Origin of the sequence: Streptomyces sp. NPDC000229 (assembly GCF_040300825.1) — a bacterium.
Lineage (GTDB): Bacteria > Actinomycetota > Actinomycetes > Streptomycetales > Streptomycetaceae > Streptomyces.
In genome coordinates this window covers 36,841-60,658 of record NZ_JBEPEL010000039.1, presented here as the reverse complement: position 1 = coordinate 60,658, position 23,818 = coordinate 36,841, and the positions used below count along the sequence as shown (strand labels likewise).

Annotated in this window: 23 protein-coding genes; 13 read left to right on the top strand and 10 right to left on the bottom strand. The window is 71.8% G+C overall.

Features of this window, described 5'->3' with window-relative positions; translation table 11 throughout:
- Window positions 1–311: 311 nt before the first annotated feature.
- The gene (locus ABT360_RS20080; RefSeq protein ID WP_351817929.1) at window positions 312–794 is read right to left on the bottom strand and encodes a M23 family metallopeptidase; all 483 of its coding nucleotides are present in this window, start codon (window positions 792–794) and stop codon (window positions 312–314) included.
- Window positions 795–1,047: 253 nt separating this feature from the next.
- Between ABT360_RS20080 and rpsB the strand changes: the two genes are divergently transcribed.
- The 9 genes from rpsB to ABT360_RS20035 all read left to right on the top strand — a co-directional run bounded on the left by rpsB (window position 1,048) and on the right by ABT360_RS20035 (window position 10,978).
- Complete coding sequence (rpsB, locus tag ABT360_RS20075; protein WP_351817926.1) at window positions 1,048–1,965, top strand: 30S ribosomal protein S2; 918 nt, start codon at window positions 1,048–1,050, stop codon at window positions 1,963–1,965.
- A 98-nt stretch (window positions 1,966–2,063) separates the two neighbouring features.
- Window positions 2,064–2,900, top strand: coding sequence for a translation elongation factor Ts (gene tsf, locus ABT360_RS20070; protein ID WP_351817923.1), 837 nt, complete (start codon window positions 2,064–2,066; stop codon window positions 2,898–2,900).
- 159 nt (window positions 2,901–3,059) lie between these two features.
- Window positions 3,060–3,824: a UMP kinase gene (pyrH, locus tag ABT360_RS20065; RefSeq protein ID WP_351817920.1), complete on the top strand. Its 765-nt coding sequence runs from the start codon at window positions 3,060–3,062 to the stop codon at window positions 3,822–3,824.
- 145 nt (window positions 3,825–3,969) lie between these two features.
- The gene (gene frr, locus ABT360_RS20060) at window positions 3,970–4,527 is read left to right on the top strand and encodes a ribosome recycling factor (RefSeq protein WP_351817917.1); all 558 of its coding nucleotides are present in this window, start codon (window positions 3,970–3,972) and stop codon (window positions 4,525–4,527) included.
- Entirely contained in the window at window positions 4,527–5,741 is a 1,215-nt protein-coding gene (locus tag ABT360_RS20055) for a phosphatidate cytidylyltransferase (protein ID WP_351817914.1), read from the top strand. Before frr ends, ABT360_RS20055 begins: the two co-directional genes overlap by 1 nt.
- A 140-nt stretch (window positions 5,742–5,881) precedes the next feature.
- Window positions 5,882–6,994, top strand: coding sequence for a 23S rRNA (adenine(2503)-C(2))-methyltransferase RlmN (gene rlmN / locus ABT360_RS20050; protein WP_351817911.1), 1,113 nt, complete (start codon window positions 5,882–5,884; stop codon window positions 6,992–6,994).
- A 215-nt stretch (window positions 6,995–7,209) separates the two neighbouring features.
- Window positions 7,210–8,301: a thiamine ABC transporter substrate-binding protein gene (locus ABT360_RS20045; RefSeq protein ID WP_351817908.1), complete on the top strand. Its 1,092-nt coding sequence runs from the start codon at window positions 7,210–7,212 to the stop codon at window positions 8,299–8,301.
- A 53-nt stretch (window positions 8,302–8,354) separates the two neighbouring features.
- Window positions 8,355–9,959 (top strand): ABC transporter permease, encoded by a 1,605-nt coding sequence (locus ABT360_RS20040; RefSeq protein ID WP_351817939.1) that lies wholly within the window; start codon window positions 8,355–8,357, stop codon window positions 9,957–9,959.
- A gap of 2 nt (window positions 9,960–9,961) precedes the next feature.
- Window positions 9,962–10,978 (top strand): ABC transporter ATP-binding protein, encoded by a 1,017-nt coding sequence (locus tag ABT360_RS20035; RefSeq protein WP_351817905.1) that lies wholly within the window; start codon window positions 9,962–9,964, stop codon window positions 10,976–10,978.
- 3 nt (window positions 10,979–10,981) lie between these two features.
- Here ABT360_RS20035 and ABT360_RS20030 read toward each other — a convergent pair whose 3' ends face one another.
- The 4 genes from ABT360_RS20030 to ABT360_RS20015 are packed head-to-tail and all read right to left on the bottom strand — an operon-like array spanning window position 10,982 to window position 15,073.
- Window positions 10,982–12,178 (bottom strand): sensor histidine kinase, encoded by a 1,197-nt coding sequence (locus tag ABT360_RS20030; RefSeq protein WP_351817902.1) that lies wholly within the window; start codon window positions 12,176–12,178, stop codon window positions 10,982–10,984.
- A 37-nt stretch (window positions 12,179–12,215) separates the two neighbouring features.
- A complete protein-coding gene (locus ABT360_RS20025; RefSeq protein ID WP_351817899.1) occupies window positions 12,216–13,130 on the bottom strand; it encodes a hypothetical protein in 915 nt (304 codons plus the stop codon).
- A 27-nt stretch (window positions 13,131–13,157) separates the two neighbouring features.
- Entirely contained in the window at window positions 13,158–13,895 is a 738-nt protein-coding gene (locus ABT360_RS20020; protein ID WP_351817897.1) for a response regulator transcription factor, read from the bottom strand.
- Window positions 13,889–15,073 (bottom strand): sensor histidine kinase, encoded by a 1,185-nt coding sequence (locus ABT360_RS20015; protein ID WP_351817894.1) that lies wholly within the window; start codon window positions 15,071–15,073, stop codon window positions 13,889–13,891. Before ABT360_RS20015 ends, ABT360_RS20020 begins: the two co-directional genes overlap by 7 nt.
- Window positions 15,074–15,216: 143 nt before the next feature.
- On the opposite strand from ABT360_RS20015, the gene ABT360_RS20010 reads away from it, so the two are divergent.
- Both ABT360_RS20010 and ABT360_RS20005 read left to right on the top strand, forming a co-directional pair.
- Entirely contained in the window at window positions 15,217–15,435 is a 219-nt protein-coding gene (locus ABT360_RS20010) for a hypothetical protein (RefSeq protein WP_351817891.1), read from the top strand.
- Window positions 15,381–16,520 carry a glycosyltransferase family 4 protein gene (locus ABT360_RS20005; RefSeq protein ID WP_351817889.1) on the top strand — a complete coding sequence of 380 codons (1,140 nt, stop codon included), beginning with the start codon at window positions 15,381–15,383 and terminating at the stop codon, window positions 16,518–16,520. Before ABT360_RS20010 ends, ABT360_RS20005 begins: the two co-directional genes overlap by 55 nt.
- 173 nt (window positions 16,521–16,693) lie before the next feature.
- On the opposite strand, the gene ABT360_RS20000 is transcribed toward ABT360_RS20005, so the two are convergent.
- The 5 genes from ABT360_RS20000 to ABT360_RS19980 form a co-directional block, all read right to left on the bottom strand.
- Window positions 16,694–17,809 (bottom strand): LOG family protein, encoded by a 1,116-nt coding sequence (locus ABT360_RS20000; protein ID WP_351817887.1) that lies wholly within the window; start codon window positions 17,807–17,809, stop codon window positions 16,694–16,696.
- 43 nt (window positions 17,810–17,852) lie between these two features.
- Window positions 17,853–19,025, bottom strand: coding sequence for a hypothetical protein (locus tag ABT360_RS19995; protein ID WP_351817884.1), 1,173 nt, complete (start codon window positions 19,023–19,025; stop codon window positions 17,853–17,855).
- Window positions 19,007–19,735, bottom strand: coding sequence for an ABC transporter ATP-binding protein (locus ABT360_RS19990; RefSeq protein WP_351817881.1), 729 nt, complete (start codon window positions 19,733–19,735; stop codon window positions 19,007–19,009). Before ABT360_RS19990 ends, ABT360_RS19995 begins: the two co-directional genes overlap by 19 nt.
- 212 nt (window positions 19,736–19,947) lie before the next feature.
- On the bottom strand, window positions 19,948–21,327 hold the full coding sequence (locus ABT360_RS19985; RefSeq protein WP_351817878.1) for an aspartate aminotransferase family protein: 1,380 nt from the start codon (window positions 21,325–21,327) through the stop codon (window positions 19,948–19,950).
- Window positions 21,312–21,818, bottom strand: a complete 507-nt coding sequence (locus tag ABT360_RS19980) for an Lrp/AsnC family transcriptional regulator (RefSeq protein ID WP_351817875.1) — start codon at window positions 21,816–21,818, stop codon at window positions 21,312–21,314. The genes ABT360_RS19985 and ABT360_RS19980 overlap by 16 nt, the downstream gene beginning before the upstream one ends.
- A gap of 186 nt (window positions 21,819–22,004) precedes the next feature.
- On the opposite strand from ABT360_RS19980, the gene ABT360_RS19975 reads away from it, so the two are divergent.
- On the top strand, window positions 22,005–23,441 hold the full coding sequence (locus ABT360_RS19975) for a gamma-aminobutyraldehyde dehydrogenase (RefSeq protein WP_351817872.1): 1,437 nt from the start codon (window positions 22,005–22,007) through the stop codon (window positions 23,439–23,441).
- A gap of 99 nt (window positions 23,442–23,540) precedes the next feature.
- Window positions 23,541–23,741: a hypothetical protein gene (locus tag ABT360_RS19970; RefSeq protein ID WP_351817869.1), complete on the top strand. Its 201-nt coding sequence runs from the start codon at window positions 23,541–23,543 to the stop codon at window positions 23,739–23,741.
- The last annotated feature ends 77 nt before the right edge of the window (window positions 23,742–23,818 follow it).

Below are 23,818 nucleotides of genomic sequence, written 5' to 3'. Positions count from 1 at the left end.
GGGCGTGGGGCCGCTGTGCCGTGTACGGCGAGGAGGGGCCGTGCAGGGTCGCCCCCGCTGGGGGTCCCCCCACGCCTCCAGGGCGTAGGGGGACGCTCGGCGGCGAGATACGGCCACGAGACCGGCTCGGTGCCCCGCCGACGGCGAGGAGGTGAGCCCGGAGGGGCCCCGACCCCGGCCCACCGGCCGCAACCGACCCGGCCCCGCGCCGCACGACACCCCGCCCCGACCCTGGCCCACCGGGCCGCAACCGACCCTGCCCGCGCGCCGCGCGGACACGTACCCGGGCGCGGGTGGGCCCGTCCCGGCGGTCACCCCGGATCGGTGAGGGGCAGCAGGCGGGAGGGCGGGCGGCGGATGAGCGACAGGGGGTTGAGGTACGTGTCAGCCCGGCGGAGGCCCCAGTGGAGGCACCGGCGGGTGCAGTGGGAGCCCGGGTCGGGGGCCACGACGGCCACCACCTGCCCCGCCGCGACCTCGGTGCCCTGGCGGACCAGGGGGCGGACCGGTTCATAGGTGGTCCGCAGGGGCGGGGCGCCCGTGGCGGGGTGCGTGACCGACAGGACGCCCCGGCCCGCCACCGGGCCCGCGAACGAGACCCGGCCGGCCGCCGTCGCGCGGACCTCGGTGCCCGGCGGGGCCGCGAGGTCCACGCCACGGTGGCCGGGGCCGTACGCCGAGGCGGGGGGCTCCCAGCCCCGCACGATCGCCGGGCGCGGCGGGCCCACCGGCCACACGGCGGTCGGGACGGCGGCCAGCACGGACAGGACCAGGGCGAACGCGGTGGAGTACATGCGCAGAATGTGGCGCAGGCGTACGCAACCGCGCTGATCATGGACCCGATCTGTGGACTACCGGCCGGTTGTGGACAGCGCCGTCACCCGGTGCTGCCAAGGTCCCGTACACTTCTTCTGGCGACCCGGGCCACCGGGTCGACTTCGCACGCCCCGCCACCACCCTCAAAAGTCGTGGCAGCGCTCTTCGGTCCACTCGTGGCACGGCGCGTCGGGGCGTCAGGACATAACCGAGAACCAAGGAGATACGGCCATGGCCGTCGTCACGATGCGGGAGCTGCTGGAAAGCGGCGTCCACTTCGGTCACCAGACCCGTCGCTGGAACCCGAAGATGAAGCGCTTCATCTTCACCGAGCGCAACGGCATCTACATCATCGACCTGCTCCAGTCGCTGTCGTACATCGACCGCGCCTACGAGTTCGTCAAGGAGACCGTCGCGCACGGCGGCTCCATCATGTTCGTCGGTACCAAGAAGCAGGCCCAGGAGGCCATCGCCGAGCAGGCGACGCGCGTCGGCATGCCGTACGTCAACCAGCGCTGGCTGGGTGGCATGCTCACCAACTTCTCCACCGTCTACAAGCGCCTTCAGCGTCTGAAGGAGCTCGAGGCGATTGACTTCGAGGACGTCGCCGCGTCCGGTCTCACCAAGAAGGAGCTTCTCGTGCTGTCGCGCGAGAAGGCCAAGCTGGAGAAGACCCTCGGCGGTATCCGCGAGATGCAGAAGGTGCCCAGCGCCGTCTGGATCGTCGACACCAAGAAGGAGCACATCGCCGTCGGTGAGGCGCGCAAGCTCCACATCCCGGTCGTCGCGATCCTCGACACCAACTGCGACCCCGACGAGGTCGACTACAAGATCCCGGGCAACGACGACGCGATCCGCTCCGTCACCCTGCTCACCCGCGTGATCGCCGACGCCGTCGCCGAGGGCCTCATCGCCCGCTCCGGCGCCGCGACCGGCGACCAGAAGCCGGGCGAGAAGGCCGCCGGCGAGCCGCTGGCCGAGTGGGAGCGTGACCTGCTCGAGGGCGAGAAGAAGGCGGACTCCGACGAGGCTGCCGAGAAGCCGGCCGAGGCCGCTGCGGAGGCTCCGGCCGAGGCTCCGGCCGAGGCCCCGGCCGCCGAGGCTGCTCCGGCCGCCGAGGCCCCGGCCGCTGACGCCGAGCAGGCCTGACCTTTCAGGTTCGGATGACGGCGGGGGCCCAAAAAGCCCCCGCCGTCCACCCGTAGATCTTCGTAGATCTTCCAGACTTCGAGAGAGACTCACAGATCATGGCGAACTACACCGCCGCTGACGTCAAGAAGCTCCGCGAGCTCACCGGCGCCGGCATGATGGACTGCAAGAAGGCGCTGGACGAGGCCGAGGGCAACGTCGACAAGGCCGTCGAGGCGCTGCGCATCAAGGGCCAGAAGGGCGTCGCCAAGCGCGAGGGCCGCTCCGCCGAGAACGGCGCCGTGGTCTCCGTGATCGCCGACGACAACACCTCCGGTGTCCTCGTCGAGCTGAAGTGCGAGACGGACTTCGTCGCCAAGGGTGAGAAGTTCCAGAGCGTCGCCAAGGCCCTGGCCGAGCACGTCGCCAAGACCTCCCCGGCCGACGTCGAGGCGCTGCTCGCGTCCGAGATCGAGCCCGGCAAGACCGTCCAGGCGTACGTCGACGAGGCCAACGCCAACCTCGGCGAGAAGATCGTCCTGGACCGCTTCGCGCAGTTCTCCGGCGGTTACGTCGCGGCGTACATGCACCGCACCATGCCCGACCTGCCCCCGCAGATCGGTGTTCTCGTCGAGCTCGACAAGGAGAACGCCGAGGTCGCCAAGGGCATCGCGCAGCACATCGCCGCCTTCGCCCCGAAGTACCTCTCCAAGGACGACGTCCCGGCCGAGGTCGTCGAGGCCGAGCGCCGTGTCGCCGAGGAGACCACCCGCGCCGAGGGCAAGCCCGAGGCCGCGCTCCCGAAGATCGTCGAGGGTCGCCTCAACGGCTTCTTCAAGGACGCCACCCTCCTGGGTCAGCCGTACGCGCTCGACAACAAGAAGTCCGTCCAGAAGGTCCTGGACGAGGCCGGTGTCACCCTGAAGCGCTTCAGCCGCATCAAGGTCGGCATCTGAGCCGGTACGCGCTCGACACGGGATCCCGCTAGGGTTTTCCCAGTGGACGGTCGGTCGCGTGAGCACCGGCGGCCACAGATCTGACGAGGAGGCCATTGCCGTAGGGACAACAGCACCCACCGGCAATGGCCTTCTTCGTATGTGCACGAGGAGATCTCCATGAACCAGGACGCCGCACAGGGCGACGACAACACCGGTAAAAAGGCCGGCCGCTTCATGCTGAAGCTGTCCGGCGAGGCGTTCGCCGGCGGTGGTGGCCTCGGCGTCGATCCCGACGTCGTACACGCCATCGCACGTGAGATCGCCGCGGTCGTCCGCGACGGCGCGGAGATCGCGGTCGTGATCGGCGGCGGCAACTTCTTCCGCGGCGCGGAGCTTCAGGTACGCGGCATGGACCGGGCCCGCTCCGACTACATGGGCATGCTCGGTACGGTCATGAACTGCCTCGCCCTCCAGGACTTCCTGGAGAAGGAGGGCATCGACTCCCGGGTCCAGACCGCCATCACCATGGGGCAGGTCGCGGAACCGTACATCCCGCTGCGCGCCGTACGCCATTTGGAGAAGGGCCGCGTCGTGATCTTCGGCGCCGGTATGGGCATGCCCTACTTCTCCACCGACACCACCGCGGCCCAGCGCGCCCTGGAGATCGACGCGGAAGCTCTCCTCATGGGCAAGAACGGGGTGGACGGCGTCTACGACTCCGACCCCAAGGCCAACCCGGACGCGGTGAAGTTCGACGCGCTGGAGTACGGCGAGGTGCTCTCCCGTGACCTCAAGGTCGCCGACGCCACCGCCATCACCCTCTGCCGCGACAACAACCTCCCGATCCTCGTCTTCGAGCTGCTCGCGGCGGGCAATATCGCGCGAGCGGTGAAGGGTGAGAAGATCGGCACTCTCGTGAGCGACCAGGGCACCAGGACCTGATCCCGGGTCCCGGGGGCTTCCCGGGGCGCCCCGCGAGGGGATGGACAAAGCCCTGCCGGTCGGACACCGTGCAGGAGACAGACGCGACGCAGGTTCCGCAGCCCTTTGTACGCCGGGCCTACTCATAGACACGCAGGAGCAAGTGGTGATCGAAGAGACCCTCCTCGAGGCAGAGGAGAAGATGGAGAAGGCCGTCCTGGTCGCCAAGGAGGACTTCGCCGCGATCCGTACCGGGCGTGCGCACCCGGCCATGTTCAACAAGATCGTGGCCGACTACTACGGTGCCATCACGCCGATCAACCAGCTGGCGTCGTTCTCCGTGCCGGAGCCCCGCATGGCCGTGGTGACCCCGTTCGACAAGAGCGCGCTGCGCAACATCGAGCAGGCCATCCGCGACTCGGACCTCGGCGTCAACCCGAGCAACGACGGCAACATCATCCGGGTGGTGTTCCCCGAGCTCACCGAGGAGCGCCGCCGCGAGTACATCAAGGTCGCCAAGGGCAAGGCCGAGGACGCCAAGGTGTCGATCCGCTCGGTCCGCCGCAAGGCCAAGGACACCATCGACAAGGCGATCAAGGACGGCGACATCGGCGAGGACGAGGGGCGCCGCGCCGAGAAGGAGCTCGACGACACCACCGCGAAGTACGTCACGCAGGTGGACGAGCTGCTCAAGCACAAGGAAGCCGAGCTGCTCGAGGTCTGATGAACGACTCTTCCTGGGGGGCCCCGCCGAGAGGCGGTCAATGGGGTCCGCCCGACCAGGGGTACCACCCGGGGTTCGCTCCGGCCGCCCCGGCGGGTCCCGCCTACGACGGGCATGAGGCACAGCAGACTCGGCCCATGCCCATCGTGCCCGACGTTCCCGCCGGTGGAGACACCGGCGGAGACCAGGACGACCGCGACCGGGGGACCGCTCCGCTGAGCGGTCCCCCGTTCCGTGACGAGATGCCGCAGCAGCAGCCGTACCAGCCGCCGCAGCCGGAGAATCCGCAGGAGCCCATGCCCAGCTCGCAGTCGGGAGCGCCGCAGCCTCCGGAGCAGCCCGATCCGCATGCCGGTTCGCTCTCCGGTCAGCAGGCCGGTTCGCAGCGGAAGCAGAAGAAGCGGGCCGGCCGGGACCTGCGGGCGGCCATAGGGGTCGGCATCGGTCTCGGTGCGGTGATCGTCGCGTCGCTCTTCATCGTCAAGGCCGTGTTCGTCGGCGTGATAGCCGTCGCCGTCGTGGTCGGGCTGTGGGAGCTGACCTCCCGCCTTCAGGAGCGCAAGTCCATCAAGGCTCCGCTCGTGCCGCTCGCCGTCGGCGGTGCGGCCATGGTCGTGGCCGGTTATGTCCGTGGAGCCGAGGGCGCCTGGATCGCCATGGCGCTCACCGCCCTCGCGGTGCTCGTGTGGCGGATGACCGAGCCGCCCGAGGGCTACCTGAAGGACGTCACGGCCGGTGTCTTCGCCGCGTTCTACGTGCCGTTCCTGGCGACGTTCGTGGCACTGATGCTCACCGCGGACGACGGCCCGTGGCGGGTGCTGACCTTCCTGCTCCTGACCGTGGTCAGCGACACCGGTGCGTACGCCGTCGGCTGGCGGTTCGGCAAGCACAAGCTCGCCCCGCGCATCAGCCCCGGCAAGACCCGCGAGGGGCTCCTGGGGGCGGTGGCGTTCGCGATGGCGGCGGGCGCGCTGTGCATGGAGTTCGCCATCGACGGCGGCACCTGGTGGCAGGGCCTGCTGCTGGGCCTCGCCGTCGCGGCCAGCGCCACGCTGGGCGACCTCGGCGAGTCGATGATCAAGCGGGACCTGGGCATCAAGGACATGGGCTCGCTGCTCCCGGGCCACGGGGGCATCATGGACCGGCTCGACTCGCTCCTGCCGACGGCTCCGGTGGTGTGGTTGCTGCTGGTGATCTTCGTCGGAACGGGCTGAACCGCGGTCCGGTTACCCTGGAAGGGCTCGCCGCATCGTCGCGGCGGGCCCTTTCGGCCTCGCGACCCGCGCGGGGATCATCCGGTGAGGTCTCCCGGCTCACGTACCGCGGCCTCGTCTTTACTGAGGAGTACCAGGTCATGCCACGCCCCGCACCGGGAGAGCTCACCTTCGTCGCCCCGCGCGGAGCCAAGAAGCCCCCGCGGCACCTCGCCGACCTGACGCCCGCCGAGCGCAAGGAGGCCGTCGCCGCGATCGGCGAGAAGCCGTTCCGCGCCAAGCAGCTGTCCCAGCACTACTTCGCGCGGTACGCGCACGACCCGGCCGAGTGGACCGACATCCCCGCCGCCTCCCGCGAGAAGCTCGCCGCGGAGCTGCTGCCGGACCTGATGTCGGTCGTCCGGCACATCTCCTGCGACGACGACACCACCCGTAAGACCCTGTGGCGACTGCACGACGGCACCCTCGTCGAGTCCGTCCTGATGCGGTACCCCGACCGCGTCACCATGTGCATCTCCTCGCAGGCCGGCTGCGGTATGAACTGCCCGTTCTGCGCCACCGGACAGGCAGGACTCGACCGGAACCTGTCGACCGCCGAGATCGTCCACCAGATCGTCGACGGCATGCGCGCCCTGCGGGACGGCGAGGTGCCGGGCGGCCCCGCGCGGCTCTCCAACATCGTCTTCATGGGCATGGGCGAGCCGCTGGCGAACTACAAGCGGGTCGTCGGCGCCATCCGCCGCCTCACCGACCCCGAGCCGGACGGGCTCGGGCTGTCGCAGCGCGGCATCACCGTCTCGACGGTCGGCCTCGTCCCGGCCATGCTCCGTTTCGCCGACGAGGGCTTCAAGTGCCGCCTCGCCGTCTCGCTGCACGCCCCCGACGACGAGCTGCGCGACACCCTCGTACCCGTCAACACGCGCTGGAAGGTCCGCGAGGTGCTGGACGCCGCCTGGGAGTACGCGGAGAAGTCCGGCCGCCGCGTCTCGATCGAGTACGCCCTCATCCGCGACATCAACGACCAGGCCTGGCGCGGCGACCTCCTGGGCCGGCTGCTCAAGGGCAAGCGCGTCCACGTCAACCTCATCCCGCTCAACCCGACGCCCGGCTCCAAGTGGACCGCGTCCCGTCCCGAGGACGAGAAGGCGTTCGTGGAGGCCATCGCCGCCCACGGCGTACCGGTCACCGTCCGTGACACCCGTGGGCAGGAAATCGACGGGGCCTGTGGACAGCTCGCGGCCGCCGAGCGGTGAGCTTGTAGTCTGGGCTCGAACACACCTGCATATTCCGACAGGGGAGCGCCACAGCGCTGAGAGTGCGGCACCGTCAGGCCGCAGACCCTCTGAACCTCGCCCAGGTCATTCTGGGTAGGAAGTTCGGTCGTTACTCAAGCTGTTGCGCCCTGCCCACCCGCCCGACGGGTGGGCAGGGCCGCGTCTCTTCCTGGTCACACCCAGGAGGAATCTCAGTGAGCACCACCAAGAAGATCGCGCTCGGCACCCTCGCCGCCGCGCTGGGCGTCACGACGCTCACCGCCTGCGGCGGCGAGTCCGGAAAGGCTTCCGGCAGCGGTACGAAGCCGAAGACCGTGACGCTCGTCAGCCACGACTCCTTCAACGCCTCCCCGGCCGTCCTGAAGGAGTTCACCAAGCAGACCGGCTACACGGTCAAGGTCCTCAAGAGCGGCGACGCGGGCGAGGCCGTCAACAAGGCGATCCTCACCAAGGGCGCCCCGCAGGGCGACGTCTTCTTCGGCGTCGACAACACCCTCCTCTCCCGCGCCCTCGACAACGGGCTCTTCGAGCCGTACGAGGCCAAGGGTCTGGACCGGGTCCCCGAGGCCGTACAGCTCGACAAGGACAAGCACCGCGTCACGCCCGTCGACACCGGCGAGATCTGCGTCAACTACGACAAGAAGTACTTCGCGGACAAGAAGCTGGCGCCGCCGCAGACCTTCGACGACCTCGCCGAGCCCGCGTACAAGAACCTCCTCGTCGTCGAGAATCCGGAGCGGTCCTCGCCCGGCCTCGGCTTCCTGCTCGGGACGGCCGCGCAGTACGGCGACGACGGCTGGCAGGACTACTGGAAGAAGCTGAAGGCCAACGGCGTCAAGGTCGTCGACAGCTGGGAGATCGCCTACAACCAGGAGTTCTCCGGCTCCGCCGGCGGCAAGAAGGCCAAGGGCGACCGGCCGCTCGTCGTGTCGTACGCCTCCAGCCCGCCCGTGGAGGTGCTGTACTCCGAGCCGCAGCCGGCCGAGGCGCCGACCGGCGTCTCCACCGGGACCTGCTTCCAGCAGACCGAGTTCGCCGGACTGCTGACCGGTGCGAAGAACCCCGACGGCGGCAAGGCCCTCATCGACTTCCTGATCGGCAAGAAGTTCCAGGAGGACATGCCGCTGCAGATGTTCGTGAACCCGGTGGCGAAGGACGCGAAGCTGCCCGAGCTGTTCACGAAGCACGGCGCCAAGGTCGACAAGCCGCACACCGTCGCCCCCGGGAAGATCGCCGAGAAGCGTGACGGGTGGATCCAGTCGTGGTCCTCGCTCGTCCTGAAGTAACCACCCGCGAAGGAGTGACCACCCGCAGAGGTGGTGTGCTGCGGGCGGGGCTCATGGCCCTGCCCGCGGTGTTCTTCGCCGTCTTCTTCGCCTACCCCGTCGCCGCGATCGTCGGGCGAGGGCTGAGGACGGACGACGGCGTCTGGCAGTTCGGGCGGCTCGGTGACGTGCTGGGCCGCCCCGACGTCCTGGACGTGCTCTGGTTCACCACCTGGCAGGCGCTCGCCTCCACCGCGCTCACCCTGCTGATCGCGCTGCCCGGCGCGTACGTCTTCGCCCGCTTCGACTTCCCCGGCAAACAGCTGCTGCGGGCGGTCGTCACCGTGCCGTTCGTGCTGCCGACCGTCGTGGTCGGGACCGCGTTCCTCGCCCTCCTCGGACGGGACGGGCTGCTGGACGAGCTGTGGGGCGTGCGGCTGGACACCACCGTGTGGGCGATCCTCCTCGCCCACGTCTTCTTCAACTACGCCGTCGTCGTCCGGACCGTCGGCGGCCTCTGGGCACAGCTCGACCCGCGCCAGGAAGAGGCCGCCCGGGTGCTGGGCGCCTCCCGCTTCGGGGCGTGGCGGCGGGTGACGCTGCCCGCGCTCGGGCCCGCCGTGGCCGCCGCCGCGCTGATGGTGTTCCTCTTCACGTACACGTCCTTCGGCATCGTCCAGATCCTCGGCGGTCCGGCGTACCGCACGCTGGAGGCGGAGATCTACCGGCAGACCGCGCAGCTGCTCGACCTGCCGACGGCCGCCGTCCTGACGCTGGTGCAGTTCGCCGCCGTCGGCGGCATCCTCGCCGTCCACGCCCGGACGGTACGGAGGCGGGAGACCGCGCTCAAGCTGGTCGACGCGAGGTCGACCGCCCGGCGGCCGCGCGGCGCCGGGCAGTGGGCGCTGCTCGGCACCGTCCTCGTGACGATCGTGCTGCTGCTCCTGCTGCCGCTCGCGATGCTGGTGGAACGGTCCTTCGACGGAGGGCTCGGCTACTACCGGGCGCTCCAGGACGTGGACGCGGGCGGCGGGACGTTCCTCGTCCCGCCGGTCGAGGCCATCGGGAACTCCCTGGAGTACGCCCTCGCCGCGACCGCGATCGCGCTCCTCATCGGCGGGCTCGCCGCCGCAGCGCTCACCCGGCGTGCCGGGCGGCTGGTGCGCGGCTTCGACGCCCTGCTGATGCTGCCGCTCGGGGTGTCCGCCGTGACCGTCGGATTCGGGTTCCTGATCACGCTGGACGAGCCGCCGCTCGACCTCCGCTCCTCCTGGATCCTGGTGCCGCTCGCCCAGGCCCTGGTCGGCGTGCCCTTCGTCGTACGCACCATGCTGCCCGTGCTGCGGGCCGTGGACGCGCGGCTGCGCGAGGCGGCGGCGGTCCTCGGCGCGTCGCCGTGGCGGGTGTGGCGCGAGGTGGACCTCCCGCTGGTGCGGCGGGCGCTGCTGGTGGCGGCGGGGTTCGCGTTCGCCGTGTCGCTGGGCGAGTTCGGGGCGACCGTGTTCATCGCCCGGCCCGACAACCCGACCCTCCCGGTCGCCGTCGCCCGCCTCCTCGGCCGGCCCGGCGAGCTCAACTACGGCCAGGCCATGGCCCTCTCGACGATCCTGATGGTGGTGTGCGCGGTGGCCCTGCTGCTGCTCGAACGTGTCCGTGTCGACCGCGCCGGGGAGCTGTGACCATGCTCGTTCTCCAGGACCTGACCGTACGCTTCGGCTCGCGCGTCGCGGTCGACGCGGTGTCGCTGGACGTCGCCGACCACGAGATCGTGTGCGTGCTCGGACCGAGCGGCAGCGGCAAGTCGACCCTGCTGCGGGTCGTGGCCGGGCTCCAGCCGGTCGACGCGGGCCGCGTGCTGCTCGACGGCGCCGACCAGGCCGGCGTGCCCGTGCACCGGCGCGGCGTCGGGCTGATGTTCCAGGACCACCAGCTGTTCCCGCAGCGGGACGTCGGCGGCAACGTCGCGTTCGGGCTGCGCATGCGTGGCGCGTCGCGGAAGGAACAGGCCCATCGGGTGGCCGAGTTGCTGGACCTCGTCGGGCTGCCGGGCGCCGAACGGCGGGCCGTCGCCGCCCTGTCCGGCGGCGAGCAGCAGCGCGTCGCGCTCGCCCGGGCGCTGGCACCCCGCCCCCGGCTGCTGATGCTCGACGAACCGCTCGGCCAGCTCGACCGGGGGCTGCGCGAGAGGCTCGTGGTCGAGCTGCGGCAGCTGTTCGGGCGGCTCGGCACGACGGTCCTCGCCGTCACCCACGACCAGGGCGAGGCGTTCGCACTCGCCGACCGCGTCGTCGTCATGCGCGACGGCCGCATCGCCCAGAGCGGTACGCCGCTGGAGGTGTGGCAGCGCCCCGCCTCCGAGTTCGTCGCCCGGTTCCTGGGCTTCGACAACGTGGTTGCGGCGACGGTGACCGGCGAGGCGGCCGACACCGTGTGGGGCAAGGTCCCCGTGCCGGCCGGATCGGCGCAGGGGGCGGTACGGGTGCTGGTGCGGCCCGCCGGGGTACGGCTCGGCGACCCGGCCGACGGGCTGCGGTGCACGGTCGAGGGGCGGACGTTCCGGGGCCACCATGTGGCGGTACGGCTCCGGCCGGAGTCCGGCCCCGCCCTGGAGGCCGATTGCGCGCTGCGTGACGCGCCCGAGGAGGGGGCGGTGGTCGGTGTGACGTTCACGGCGGACGAGGTCGTGGTCCTCGGCTGAGCGTCAGTCCGCGGCCGGTTCCTCGCGGACGGCTCGCGACAGGTCCAGTACGGCGCAGGCGCCGCCGCCCTCCGGGTTGGTGAACGTCAGGCGCGCGCCCAGTACCTGCGCCTGGCCGGCGGCGATCGTCAGGCCGAGGCCCAGCCCCTTGCCGACCGCGCTGGTGTGGAACCGCCGCGGGCCGTGCGCCAGCAGGTGCTCGGGGAAGCCGGAGCCCCGGTCGAGGACCCGGACGACCCCGCCCTCGACCTCCACCACGACCGGCTCGGCGCCGTGCCGCAGCGCGTTGCTCACCAGGTTCGTCAGGACCCGCTCCACGCGCCGGGAATCGGTCTCCACCAGCGCGTCGGCAACGATGTCGAGCCGGACGCCGGTGTTCTCGACCGCGCCCACCGCCCGGCGGGCGAGCGTCCCCAGCTCCACCAGCCGGGTCTCTGCCTCCTCGCCGCCGTTGTCGAGGCGGGCGACCTCCAGGACGTCCTCCATCAGGTCCCGCATCCGCGCGACCCGCTCCTTCACCATCGACTCGGCCTTGCCGTCCGGGAGGAGCCCGGCCGCCGCGACCAGCCCCGCCACGGGCGTACGCAGCTCGTGCGCGATGTTCGCCGTCACCTCGCGTTCCGCGCGGAGCCGTTCCGCGAGGGCGTCCGCCATGGTGTTCACGGCCCGGGTGAGCGTGGCGATCTCGTCCCGCCCCGACTGCGGGAGCCGGGCCTCCAGGTCACCGCCGGTGATCTGCTCCGCCCGCCGCGCCGACAGCCGCAGCCGCCGGCCCAGCCGGGTCGCGAGCAGCAGGCCGAGCAGGGTGCCGACCGCCGTGCTGATCGCCCCGGTCTGGAGGATGGACGCCCGGAGCTTGTCCGACAGCGGATCCTCGAGCTGCTTGAGGGCCAGGATGTCGCCGCCGACGCTGGTGGCCGCCCAGAGTCGGCGGCGCTCCCCGTACGCCTGCAGATAGGTGGCGCTGCGACCGTCGAGGACGGCGCGGCGCAGCTCCTCGGGCATGTTGGGCGGGTTCACCTGGACGCCGAACCGGGCCTGTCCGTCCGCCCGGTAGCCGCGCTCGGCGATGCCGAGCCGTTCCATCGCCTGGTCCCTGGCCCGCTGCTCCATCAGTGCCGGCACCTGCACACTCGTCACGAGCACGGCGAGCGCGGCGGTCGCGGTGATCGTGGCGCCTATCTTGAGCCGTAGCCCCATGTCTCATCTCCCTGCCGGGAGTCTACGAGGGGGCCGCTCAGCCGATGCGGGCGAGTTCCCTGGGCTCTTCCTCCGCCCGGCCGGGCTCGCCGCCCTCGGGTTCGCCGAACCACGCCACCGCGACCGCGCCCGCCACCGCCAGCACGAACCCGACCACCGCCAGCCACGCGAACCCCGGCCGTGACGCGTCCCCCAGCCACCACACGCCGATCATGCCCGGCAGCACCGTCTCGCCGACCACCAGCGCCGCCGTCGCCCCGTTCACCGAGCCGATCTGGAGCGCGACCGTGTGCAGGTACATCCCGCCCACCCCGGCGACGAGGATCGCGTACAGAGCCGGATCCGCCAGCAGCGCGCCCAGGTCGAACGGGTCGATGCCGTTCAGTACGCGTACGCCGACCCCCAGCGCGCCGAAGCCCAGCCCGGACAGCAGACCGGCCAGGATCGCCGCCCGCGCGCCCAGCAACCGCACGACGACCGTCCCGCCCACCATCAGCAGCAGCGACACGGCGAGCAGCCACCAGTGCGTGGCGATCGGCGTGTGCCCACTGCCCTCCGGCCCCGCCGCCGTGGCCAGCAGCACCAGCGCCGAGCAGACGACACCGATCGAGGTCCACTCGGCGCGCGTCAGCCGGATCCCGAGCATCCGCACACTCAGCACGGCCGTGATCACCAGGTTCGCGCTGATCACCGTCTGGGACAGGAACAGCGGCAGCATCCGGGCGGCCAGCGCGCCCAGCCCGAAACCGACGAAGTCGAGGACCGTACCGACCATGAACTCCCACGTCATCGCCGCCTTGGCGGTCGACGACAGGGACGGGCCGCCGTGTTGCGTCGTCAGGCCGGCCGCCGCCTCGCGGCGGGCGGACTTACGGGAACCGACGGCCTGGAGGACCGAGCCCGTGCCGTAGCAGATCGAGGCCGCGACGGCCGTCAACAGTCCTATGAGCACGTCCGGCTCCGTTCATCGGTGGGTGACTTACCTCTGCCAGACGGGAGAACGGGCCCGGGCGTTGCCTCTGTCAGGCATGTGCGCGTGTGGGGCATGTGTGGGCGAGTCACGGCCGGGCAGCACCAGGCCCAGCTCGTACGCCAGGATCACCGCCTGCGCCCGGTCCCGGAGACCCATCTTCGCGAACAGCCGGTTGATGTGGGTCTTCACGGTGTGGTCGGTGATCGTCAGCGTCTGCGCGATCTCGGCGTTCGACAGGCCCCGGGCGATCAGCACCAGCACCTCCGCCTCACGCGCGGTCAGTCCGTCCACCGGCCGCGGCGGCAGCACCCCCGCCCGCTGCCGGGCGAACTCGGCGACCAGCCGCCGCGTCACGGCCGGCGCCAGCAGCGCGTCCCCGCGCGCCACCACCCGTACCGCGTGCAGCAGTTCCGGAAACGTCGCGTCCTTCAGCAGGAACCCGCTCGCGCCCGCCGCCAGCGCGTCGTACACGTACTCGTCCAGGTCGAAGGTCGTCAGCATCAGCACCCTCGTCGCCCCGCCGGACGCGGCGAGGATCTCGCGGGCGGCCTGGATGCCGTTCTTGTGCGGCATCCGGATGTCGAGCAGCGCCAGGTCCGGCCGCCGCTCGGCCGCCACCAGGACCGCCTGCGCCCCGTCCTCGGCCTCGCCGACCACCTGGATGTCGTCCTGGGTCGCGAGGAGGTTCACGAAGCCGGTGCGGACGACCGCCTGGTCGTCGGCCACGATCGTCCTGATCACCACGGGAGGTCCGCCTTTACGAGGAAGCCGCCGTTCGGGCCGGGGCCTGTGGTGACGCTCCCGCCGAGCAGTGCGGCGCGCTCACTCATTCCGGTCAGGCCGTGGCCCGTGCCGTCGTGTGCGCCCGGGCCCGGGCCGTCGTCCATGACGCGTATCGTCAGCCGGTCCGGCCCGTACACGACGTCCACCACCGTGTGCGCTCCGGGCGCGTGCCTGCGCGCGTTGGTCAGCGCCTCCTGGACGATGCGGTACGCGGACAGCTCCCACCCGGCCGGCAGCGCGACCCGCTCGCCGCGCACCTTCAGGTCCGCGCCGCCGCCCACCGCCCGGTGCTGCTCCACCAGTTCGTCCAGCCCCGCGAGCGTCGGCTGCGGTGCCGTCACCGCCCGCTCGTCGGGGCGGGCGCGCAATACGCCCAGCAGGCGGCGCAGTTCGGTCATCGACGAGCGGGCCGTGCCGGCGATCTGCTGGAGCGCGTCGCGTGCCTCGGGGGACAGGCCGGGGGTGGCGTACGTCGCGCTCTCCGCCTGTACGGCGATCATCGACACCGAGTGCGCGACGACATCGTGCAGCTCCCGCGCGATCGCGGCGCGCTCGGCCTCGGCCGCTTGCCGCCGCTCCATCGCGAGCAACCGCTCCTGAGCGGCGGCCCGTTCGTTACGCGCCTCCTCGCGGGCGCGTACGGCGTCACCCGCGCTCACCGCGGCCAGGATCACCACGGTCAGCAGCAACGTCTCGGCGTACAGGCCCGGGTCCAGCCGGTGGCCCTCGATGACGGAGGGACCCACACTGGGGGCCAGGTCCGCCCACCTCCGGATGTGCACCAGGTTCACGCCCAGCGACGCCAGGGCCCCCGCGCCCACCAGCAGCGCCGGGTGCTGCACCCGGTGCCGGCCCAGGGTGTAGAGGCCCGTCAGGCCGCTGATCACCGTCACGAGGTACAGGCTCGTATCGGCGCCGAAGCCGATGAACGCGGCGGCGACCGTGAGCAGGGCCACCTCCGGCCGTGCACGGCGCCACATCAGCGACGCGGAGGAGACCAGGACCGCTCCCGCCACCCATGGCGTCCCCGGCACCAGCGCCAGTTCCAGAACCGTGCACCCGGTGAGGGCGGCCCCGGTGACCCAGGGGTAGGCGGGGGAGGCCACCGCGCGGCGCGCGGCTTCGACGAGCACGTTCATGGCCCCGATTCTCGCGGGAGCGGGGCGGCGCGCGCGTCGGAGCACGGGTTGATCCGCGGGCGCTCCCTCATGCCACGGGTTGAGCGTCAGGACCGGACTCACGTGTGACGCCCAGGAGTTCGGGCGTTCCTAGCCTCGACCGCATGATCGAGCGGAGTGGGACGAGCGTCGTACGGGCGGGGCGCGCGGCGCTCGGCGGCGGGGTGGCGGCTCCGGCCGGTGAGCGGCCCCGGCCCGTCCCGACCGTGCGCCCGGTGGCCCGGCGCTCGGGCCGGCTCCGCGCCACCTCGTCCCTCAAGGAGAACCCGTGCACCGCACGCTCGTCGTCACCAACGACTTCCCGCCCCGGCAGGGCGGCATAGAGACGTTCGTGAAAGCCATGACGGACCGGTTCCCGCCCCACCGGGTCGTCGTGTACACCTCGGCGGAGGCGGGCGCCGCCGCGCACGACGCCGGCCTGCCGTACCGCGTCGTCCGCGACCGCACCCGGATGCTGCTGCCCACGCCTCGGGTGACCGCCCGGGCCGTCGCGCTCGCCCGGGAGCACGGCTGCGACAGCGTCTGGTTCGGGGCCGCCGCCCCGCTCGGGCTCATGGCCGGCCGGCTGCGGCGCGACGCCGGGGTGCGGCGGCTGGTCGCCACGACGCACGGCCACGAGGTGTGGTGGGCCCGCACGCCCGGTGCCCGAGCCCTGCTGCGGCGCATCGGCGCGGGGGTGGACGTCGTCACGTACCTGGGCGCGAGCACCCGTGCGCCCATCGGGGCGGCGCTCGGTCCGGACGCCCCGCTCGCGCGGCTCGTCCCCGGCGTGGACACCGGGGTGTTCCGGCCGGGCGGCGACCCCGGCCCCGTACGCCGCCGCTACGGGCTCGGCGACGCGCCCGTCGTCCTGTGCGCCGCCCGCCTGGTCGCCCGCAAGGGCCAGGACACACTGATCCGGGCTCTGCCGAGGCTCCGGGGGAGGGTGCCGGGCGCCCGCTTGCTGCTCGTCGGTTCGGGCCCGTACGAAGGGCGGCTGCGCCGCCTGGCCGCCGAACACGGCGTGACGGGCGCGGTGGTCTTCGCGGGCGGGCACCCGCACGCCGAGCTGCCGTCGTTCTACGCCGCCGCCGACGTCTTCGCGATGCCCTGCCGAACCCGGAAGCGGGGTCTGGAGGTGGAGGGCCTCGGCATCGTGTACCTGGAGGCGGCCGCCACCGGCCTGCCGGTCCTCGTGGGCGACTCGGGCGGCGCGCCCGACACCGTACGGGACGGCGAGACCGGCCATGTCGTCGACGGCCGGGACGCCGGGGCGGTCGCCGACCGGCTGGTGGACCTGCTGACGGACCGCCGGGCCTCCCGGCTGATGGGGGAGAAGGGCCGTCACTGGGTCGCTCACACCTGGACGTGGGACCGGACGTACGACGCGCTCTGCGGACTGCTGGCAGGCGGCGGACGGCCTCAGTGACGGAGCAACTGGTGGACGAAGTCCCCCTGGACCTCACCGGGGTTCGAGGGCGGACTTCGTCTGCTGGGTTCGGGACGGATTCGGGTGGACACGATCCCGCCGGTGGCCCGGCCGACCCTGCCGTGTCCGGTGGGCCGTCCGGCCCGGCTTCGGGAGGCGGTGACGCGGGTCCGCTACCGCCCGCCGAGCCGGCGCAGCGCCTCCGGGGCTTCCTCCACGCTGTCGACGAGCGCGATGCGCGGTTCCATGGAGCGGCCCGCGGCGAGGGCCCTCAGCAGCGGCCAGGCGGGAAGGTGCTCGGTCCAGTGGGTGCGGTTGACCAGGACCATGGGGGTCGGTTCGCCGCGGGACTCGTAGTAGTTGGGGGTGGCGTTGTCGAAGATCTCCTGCACGGTGCCGGCGGCGCCGGGGAGGAAGACCACACCCGCGTCGCAGCGGGCCAGCAGACCGTCCTCGCGGGTGGCGTTCGCGAAGTACTTGGCTATGTGGGACGCGAAGGCGTTCGGCGGCTCGTGGCCGTAGAACCAGGTGGGGATGCCCACCGAGTCGCCGCCCTCCGGCCAGCGGGACCGCACCTCGAAAGCCACCCGCGCCCAGTCGCCCACCGACGGCACGAACGACGGCTCCTTGCCGAGCAGCAGCAGCGCCTCCTCCAGCATGGCGTCGTCATGGGGCGCGGCGTACGCGCCCAGATTGGCCGCCTCCATCGCGCCGGGCCCGCCGCCCGTCGCGACGGTCAGCCCGGCGCGGGCGAGGCTCCGGCCGAGGCGGGCGGCACCGGCGTACGCGTCCGTGCCGCGGGCCATGGCGTGCCCGCCCATCACGCCGACCACGCGCGCCCCGGCGAGGTGTTCGTCCAGCGCGTCGGAGAGGGCGTCGTCGTGCACGGCGCGCAGCATCGACCCGAAGATGTCGCCGTCCGCCTTCGTCCGCTGGAACCAGGCGTACGCCAGGGCGTCCGGTGTCCGCTCGTAGCCCTGCTCGGCGAGGCCGGCGAACAGCTCGTCGGGGGAGTAGAGCAGTCCCCGGTACGGGTCGAACGGCAGGTCCGGTACGGGCGGGAAGACCAGCGCCCCCTCCGCGCGCACCTTCGCGGCCGCGTCGGGCTCCATCCGGCAGCCGAGGAAGACGGCACCCGTCACCGGAAGGGCGAGCAACGAGCTCGAACGCCCCGTCAGGTCGACGGACTGGAGGCGGTACCCGACGAGACTGCCGCGAGCGGCCACCTCGTCGAACTCCTGGAGCGTCTCGATCTCTCGGTCGTGGCCGTGCCGGGGTGTGTGCGCCATGCCGCCACGATAGCCATACCCGCCCGGCCCCCGGCCGGAGGTCCTACCGCCGCAGCGGCAGGGCCGCCAGTTCCGCCACCGCCCACGTCAGCGGGGCGAACACCACCAGCAGCGCCAGGGCGCGCAGGGCCACGGCGGCCCGGAGCATCGAGGCCGAGGCGCCCAGCCGCAGCAGTGCGTCCTTCGTGGTGACGCGGGTCTGCCGGGACTCCAGCGCCGCGGTCAGCAGCGTCGCCGTGGTGCACGTCATGACCAGCGCCGCGCCCAGCCCCGTCAGCGGGCCGAACGGATGGGCACCGGCCCGTTCGTACAGCGTGGTCACCCCGATGGTCGCCGAGGCCACCGCGCACGCCACGCCCAGCGGGCGGCCGATGCGCCGCGCCTCGTCCATCAGCGCGCGCCCCGCGAGCAGCCGGGTCACGCCCGGGCGGAACGTCTGGAGCAGCCGTCCGGTCAGGTGCGTGAGGCCCGGCCCGGCGACGGCGAGACCCACCGCGGTGAGCGCCCAGCCCGCGAGGACGCCCGCCGGGCCGCCACCGAAGCCGCCCGGCAGCGGCAGGGCCGCCGCACCACCGCCTCCGCCCCGGGAGGCGTACGTCTCGACCGCCACGCCCAGCGCGATCAGGGCCACGCCCCACGGCAGCCCGGTCGGCGCCGTCGCCGGGGCGGACTCGGCGGTGTCCGGGTCGTCGTCCAGGACCGCCTTGCGGCGCGGCCGCAGGGTCAGGGCGGCGGCTGCGGAGGCGACGACCGGCACGATCGCCAGCAGCGTCAGCGCCGCCGCGAGCGGTAGCGGCCGGCCGGCCCCGAGCAGCTCGGCGGACGCCCCGTCGAACGGCAGGCCCGTGAGGTCACCGCGCAGGTGCAGGAAGACCAGCAGCGCGACCATGGAGCCGAGCGTGCAGGACACGGCGGTCGACGCGGCGGCGACGGCGGCGAGCCGGGCGGGGCCGAGGCCGATCGCCGACAGTCCGGGGCGTGGCCGGGTGGCCGGGTCGGTACGGGCGACGGCGACCGCGAAGTGCACGGTCGCGGCGAGCGGCAGCGCGCACCAGGCCAGCCGGGCCAGGGCCGCCTGCGACTCGCCGGGGTGCCCGACCGCGTACCCCAGGGTGCACAGCAGCAGGAAGCCGACCCCGGCCGACGCGGCCGCGACGAGCAGCCGGCGCAGCAGCACCAGGGGGTGGGCGCCGCGGGCTAGACGGAGAGCGAGCACGCGTCGCGGCCCTCCGCCCCGTTGAGCTGTACGGAGTTGACGCGCCGCCCGTCGAGCAGGTGCGCCGTGCGGTCGGCGAGCGCCGCCACCTCCGGGTCGTGCGTGGCGAGCAGGACGGTGATGCGGTGCGAGCGGGCGGCGGCCGTCAGGGTGCGCAGCACCTGGGCGCCGTCGGCGCGGTGCAGGGGCGCGGTCGGTTCGTCGGCGAACAGCAGCGACGGCATGGTCACCAGGGCGCGGGCGATGGCGACGCGCTGGCGCTGGGCCTGGAGGAGGGCGCGCGGCCGGGTGCGCGCGCAGTCGCCGGCGTCGAGCCGCTCCAGCCAGTCGAGGGCGGCGGCCTTGGCGGCGCGGCGGGAAGTGCCGCGCAGCATCAGCGGCAGGGCGACGTTCTCCCAGGCGGTGAGTTCGGGGACGAGGTCCGGCTCGGGGCCGATCCAGCCGAACCGGTCACGGCGCAGCCGCTCGCGCTGGAGCGGGGTCATGGTGTGGACGGGGGCGCTGTTGAACCAGACCTCACCCTCGCGGGGGACGAGCCGGCCGGACAGGCAGCGCAGCAGTGTCGTCTTGCCGCTTCCGCGCGGCCCGCTGACCGCGAGGATCTCGCCCTCGCGCACGCCGAGGGAGACACCTTGAAGCGCGGGGGAGCCGTTGTGGGAGTGGTGCAGGGCGCGTGCCCAGAGCACGTCGTTGTCCGGCGGGGCCACCATGGCGTACACCTCGGTATCGGTTCTGATGTGTCGTTTCCCCGTACGTTGTTCCCCCGTACGGCGGAACGATGGTAGGGCGGATCGGTCACAGGAACCGTAGGGAGTGCCGAGCCGGGTGTCAGGACAGCACACGGCCCGGGTCCGCCCATCTCACTCGGATGGGGCATGACCCGGGCCGCGTTCAGCCTACGATCGGACGATCACGTCGAGGGTTACAGCTTCGTCCAGGCCTCGGTGAGGGTGGCCCGGAGGATCTGCTCGATCTCGTCGAACGTGGACTGGTCGGACACCAGCGGCGGCGCCAGCTGGACGACCGGGTCGCCGCGGTCGTCGGCACGGCAGTACAGGCCGTTGTCGAACAGCGCCTTGGAGAGGAACCCGTACAGGACGCGCTCGGTCTCGTCGTCGTTGAACGACTCCTTGGTCACCTTGTCCTTGACGAGCTCGATGCCGTAGAAGTAGCCGTTGCCGCGGACGTCGCCGACGATCGGGAGGTCGTGCAGCTTCTCCAGCGTGGCGCGGAAGTTGCCCTCGTTGTCCAGGACGTGCTGGTTGAGGTTCTCGCGCTCGAAGATGTCGAGGTTGGCGAGGCCCACGGCCGCGGAGACCGGGTGGCCACCGAAGGTGTAGCCGTGCAGGAAGGTGTTGTCACCCTTGTAGAACGGCTCCGCCAGGCGGTCGGAGATGATGCACGCGCCGATCGGGGAGTAGCCCGAGGTCATGCCCTTGGCACAGGTGATCATGTCCGGTACGTAGTCGAACTTGTCGCACGCGAACATCGTGCCGAGGCGGCCGAAGGCGCAGATGACCTCGTCGGAGACGAGCAGCACGTCGTACTGGTCGCAGATCTCGCGCACGCGCTGGAAGTATCCGGGCGGCGGCGGGAAGCAGCCACCGGCGTTCTGGACCGGCTCCAGGAAGACCGCGGCGACGGTCTCCGGGCCCTCCATGAGGATCTGCTGCTCGATCTGGTCGGCGCACCAGCGGCCGTAGGCCTCCGGGTCGTCGCCGAAGATCGGGGCGCGGTAGATGTTGGTGTTGACCACCTTGTGCGCGCCGGGGACCAGCGGCTCGAAGGGGGCCTTCAGGCCCGGCAGGCCGGTGATGGACAGCGCGCCCTGCGGGGTGCCGTGGTAGGCGACCGCGCGGGAGATGACCTTGTGCTTGGTCGGCTTGCCCACCAGCTTGAAGTACTGCTTGGCCAGCTTCCAGGCGGTCTCGACCGCCTCGCCGCCACCGGTGGTGAAGAAGACCTTGTTCAGGTCGCCGGGGGCGTGGTGCGCGAGGCGCTCGGCCAGCTCGACGGCCTTCGGGTGGGCGTAGGACCACACCGGGAAGAAGGCGAGCTCCTGTGCCTGCTTGTAGGCGGTCTCGGCGAGCTCGGTCCGGCCGTGGCCGGCCTGGACCACGAACAGGCCGGCGAGGCCGTCGAGGTAGCGCTTGCCCTTGTCGTCGAAGATGTAGGTGCCCTCGCCGCGAACGATGGTCGGGACGGGGCTGTTCTCGTACGACGACATGCGGGTGAAGTGCATCCACAGGTGGTCGTAGGCGGTCTTGGAGAGGTCCTTGCTCACGGCTATCGGGTTCCCCACATATAGGTCTGCTTCTTGAGCTTGAGGTAGACGAAGCTCTCGGTGGAGCGCACGCCGGGGAGTGTGCGGATGCGCTTGTTGATCACATCCAGGAGGTGGTCGTCGTCCTCGCAGACGATCTCCACCATCAGGTCGAAGGAGCCGGCGGTCATCACGACGTACTCGCATTCGGCCATGGCCGTCACCGCGTCCGCCACCTGCTCCACGTCGCCCTCGACGTTGATCCCGACCATCGCCTGACGGCGGAAGCCGACGGTGAGGGGGTCGGTGACGGCGACGATCTGCATGACGCCCTGATCGAGGAGCTTCTGGACGCGCTGGCGCACGGCCGCTTCGGACAGGCCCACGGCCTTGCCGATGGCGGCGTACGGACGGCGTCCGTCCTCCTGGAGCTGTTCGATGATCGCCAGGGAGACGGCGTCGATCGTCGGTGACGATCCGTTCCCGGCCCTGGGGTCTGCGCTTCGACTGGCCACGTCTTCACTCTGCACCGAGTCTCGTCACTCGCGCAACCCCAGATCGAGGAAATTCGTTGTTCTGGAGATCGAATCCCACTGAATCCGAAGTTCTGGAGCGTCAGGCCTGTCGGAATCGTCGCCTCAGCGATTAAGGTGGGGCTGTCCAGTACTTGGACACTGGGTTACCGAGCACCACGAGACCGACAGGAGGGGTGGCAAGTGACCACCGAGCTGCGTCGTCTGCGCAACTACATCAACGGGGAGTTCCGGGACGCCGCCGACGGACGGACCATCGACGTGGTCAACCCGGCCACCGGCGAGGTGTACGCCACTTCTCCGCTCTCCGGCCAGGCCGACGTCGACGCCGCCATGGAGGCCGCCGCGGCCGCCTTCCCCGCCTGGCGCGACACCACGCCGGCCGAGCGCCAGAAGGTGCTTCTGAAGATCGCCGACGCCTTCGAGGAGCGGGCCGAGGACCTCATCGCGGCCGAGTCGGAGAACACCGGCAAGCCGATCGAGCTCACCCGCACCGAAGAGGTCCCCCCGATGGTGGACCAGATCCGGTTCTTCGCGGGCGCCGCGCGGATGCTGGAGGGCAAGTCCGCCGGTGAGTACATGGAGGGTCTGACCTCCATCATCCGCCGTGAGCCGGTCGGCGTCTGCGCCCAGGTCGCGCCGTGGAACTACCCGATGATGATGGCCGTGTGGAAGTTCGCCCCGGCGCTCGCCGCGGGCAACACGGTTGTCCTCAAGCCCTCGGACACCACCCCGGCCTCCACCGTGCTGATCGCCGAGATCATCGGCTCGATCGTCCCCAAGGGCGTCTTCAACGTCATCTGCGGCGACCGTGAGACCGGCCGCGCCATGGTCGAGCACCCGACCCCCGCGATGGCCTCCATCACCGGCTCCGTACGCGCCGGCATGCAGGTCGCCGAGTCCGCCGCCAAGGACGTCAAGCGCGTCCACCTGGAGCTGGGCGGCAAGGCGCCGGTCGTCGTCTTCGAGGACACCGACATCGCCAAGGCCGTCGAGGACATCTCGGTCGCCGGCTTCTTCAACGCCGGCCAGGACTGCACCGCCGCCACGCGCGTGCTCGTCCACGAGTCCATCCACGACGAGTTCGTGGCCGCGCTGGCCAAGGCCGCGTCCGAGACCAAGACCGGTCAGCCGGACGACGCGGACGTGCTGTACGGCCCGCTCAACAACGCCAACCAGCTGGGGCAGGTCAGCGGCTTCATCGACCGCCTCCCCGCCCACGCCAAGGTCGAGGCGGGCGGCCACCGGGTCGGCGACAAGGGCTACTTCTACGCCCCGACCGTCGTCTCCGGCCTCAAGCAGGACGACGAGATCGTTCAGAACGAGGTCTTCGGCCCCGTCATCACCGTCCAGTCGTTCCGCGACGAGGAGCAGGCGCTGGAGTACGCCAACGGCGTCGAGTACGCCCTGGCCTCCTCCGTCTGGACCAAGGACCACGCCCGCGCGATGCGCATGTCCAAGGCGCTGGACTTCGGCTGCGTCTGGATCAACACCCACATCCCGCTGGTCGCGGAGATGCCGCACGGTGGCTTCAAGAAGTCCGGCTACGGCAAGGACCTCTCGGCGTACGGCTTCGAGGACTACACGCGCGTCAAGCACGTGATGACCTCGCTGGGCTGACACACCGGCCGTGCGGCGGGCGGACCGGGGCACGGCCCCGGCCCGCCCGCCGCCTTTTCCGGGGCGTATGACGGCCTCGCCGACGGGTACCCGACGGCCATGAACGACAAGACCCCCCAGGAACGCGCCCGCAAGCGCAGCGAAGAAGAGCCCGGAGCCCACTCGGGCGCCGAGCGCCAGGCCGGCCGCCGCACCGTTCCCGGCACGGCGAGCGCCGCGGAGGGCTACCGCCCCGGAGAGGGCACCGAGGGCGGCGAACCGCTCAAGGGAGTGGAGGCCGACGAGGACGACACCCAGTAGCGCCCAGGCCCCGAACGGTCACGGCTGTAAGCGTTCAGATCCTTGTGGCAGGCGTCCTCCGGCCGGTCCGCCCGGTC

Excerpts from the sequence above, each read along its gene's own strand:
- ABT360_RS20055 (WP_351817914.1), top strand. The coding sequence starts at position 4,527 with ATGAACGACTCTTCCTGGGGGGCCCCGCCGAGAGGCGGTCAATGGGGT.
- ABT360_RS20010 (WP_351817891.1), top strand. The coding sequence starts at position 15,217 with ATGATCGAGCGGAGTGGGACGAGCGTCGTACGGGCGGGGCGCGCGGCG.
- rlmN (WP_351817911.1), top strand. The coding sequence starts at position 5,882 with ATGCCACGCCCCGCACCGGGAGAGCTCACCTTCGTCGCCCCGCGCGGA.
- ABT360_RS19990 (WP_351817881.1), bottom strand. The coding sequence starts at position 19,735 with ATGGTGGCCCCGCCGGACAACGACGTGCTCTGGGCACGCGCCCTGCAC.
- ABT360_RS19970 (WP_351817869.1), top strand. The coding sequence starts at position 23,541 with ATGAACGACAAGACCCCCCAGGAACGCGCCCGCAAGCGCAGCGAAGAA.
- ABT360_RS20030 (WP_351817902.1), bottom strand. The coding sequence starts at position 12,178 with ATGGGGCTACGGCTCAAGATAGGCGCCACGATCACCGCGACCGCCGCG.
- ABT360_RS20000 (WP_351817887.1), bottom strand. The coding sequence starts at position 17,809 with ATGGCGCACACACCCCGGCACGGCCACGACCGAGAGATCGAGACGCTC.
- ABT360_RS20040 (WP_351817939.1), top strand. The coding sequence starts at position 8,355 with ATGGCCCTGCCCGCGGTGTTCTTCGCCGTCTTCTTCGCCTACCCCGTC.
- rpsB (WP_351817926.1), top strand. The coding sequence starts at position 1,048 with ATGGCCGTCGTCACGATGCGGGAGCTGCTGGAAAGCGGCGTCCACTTC.
- ABT360_RS20080 (WP_351817929.1), bottom strand. The coding sequence starts at position 794 with ATGTACTCCACCGCGTTCGCCCTGGTCCTGTCCGTGCTGGCCGCCGTC.
- ABT360_RS20015 (WP_351817894.1), bottom strand. The coding sequence starts at position 15,073 with ATGAACGTGCTCGTCGAAGCCGCGCGCCGCGCGGTGGCCTCCCCCGCC.
- ABT360_RS20035 (WP_351817905.1), top strand. The coding sequence starts at position 9,962 with ATGCTCGTTCTCCAGGACCTGACCGTACGCTTCGGCTCGCGCGTCGCG.
- tsf (WP_351817923.1), top strand. The coding sequence starts at position 2,064 with ATGGCGAACTACACCGCCGCTGACGTCAAGAAGCTCCGCGAGCTCACC.
- pyrH (WP_351817920.1), top strand. The coding sequence starts at position 3,060 with ATGAACCAGGACGCCGCACAGGGCGACGACAACACCGGTAAAAAGGCC.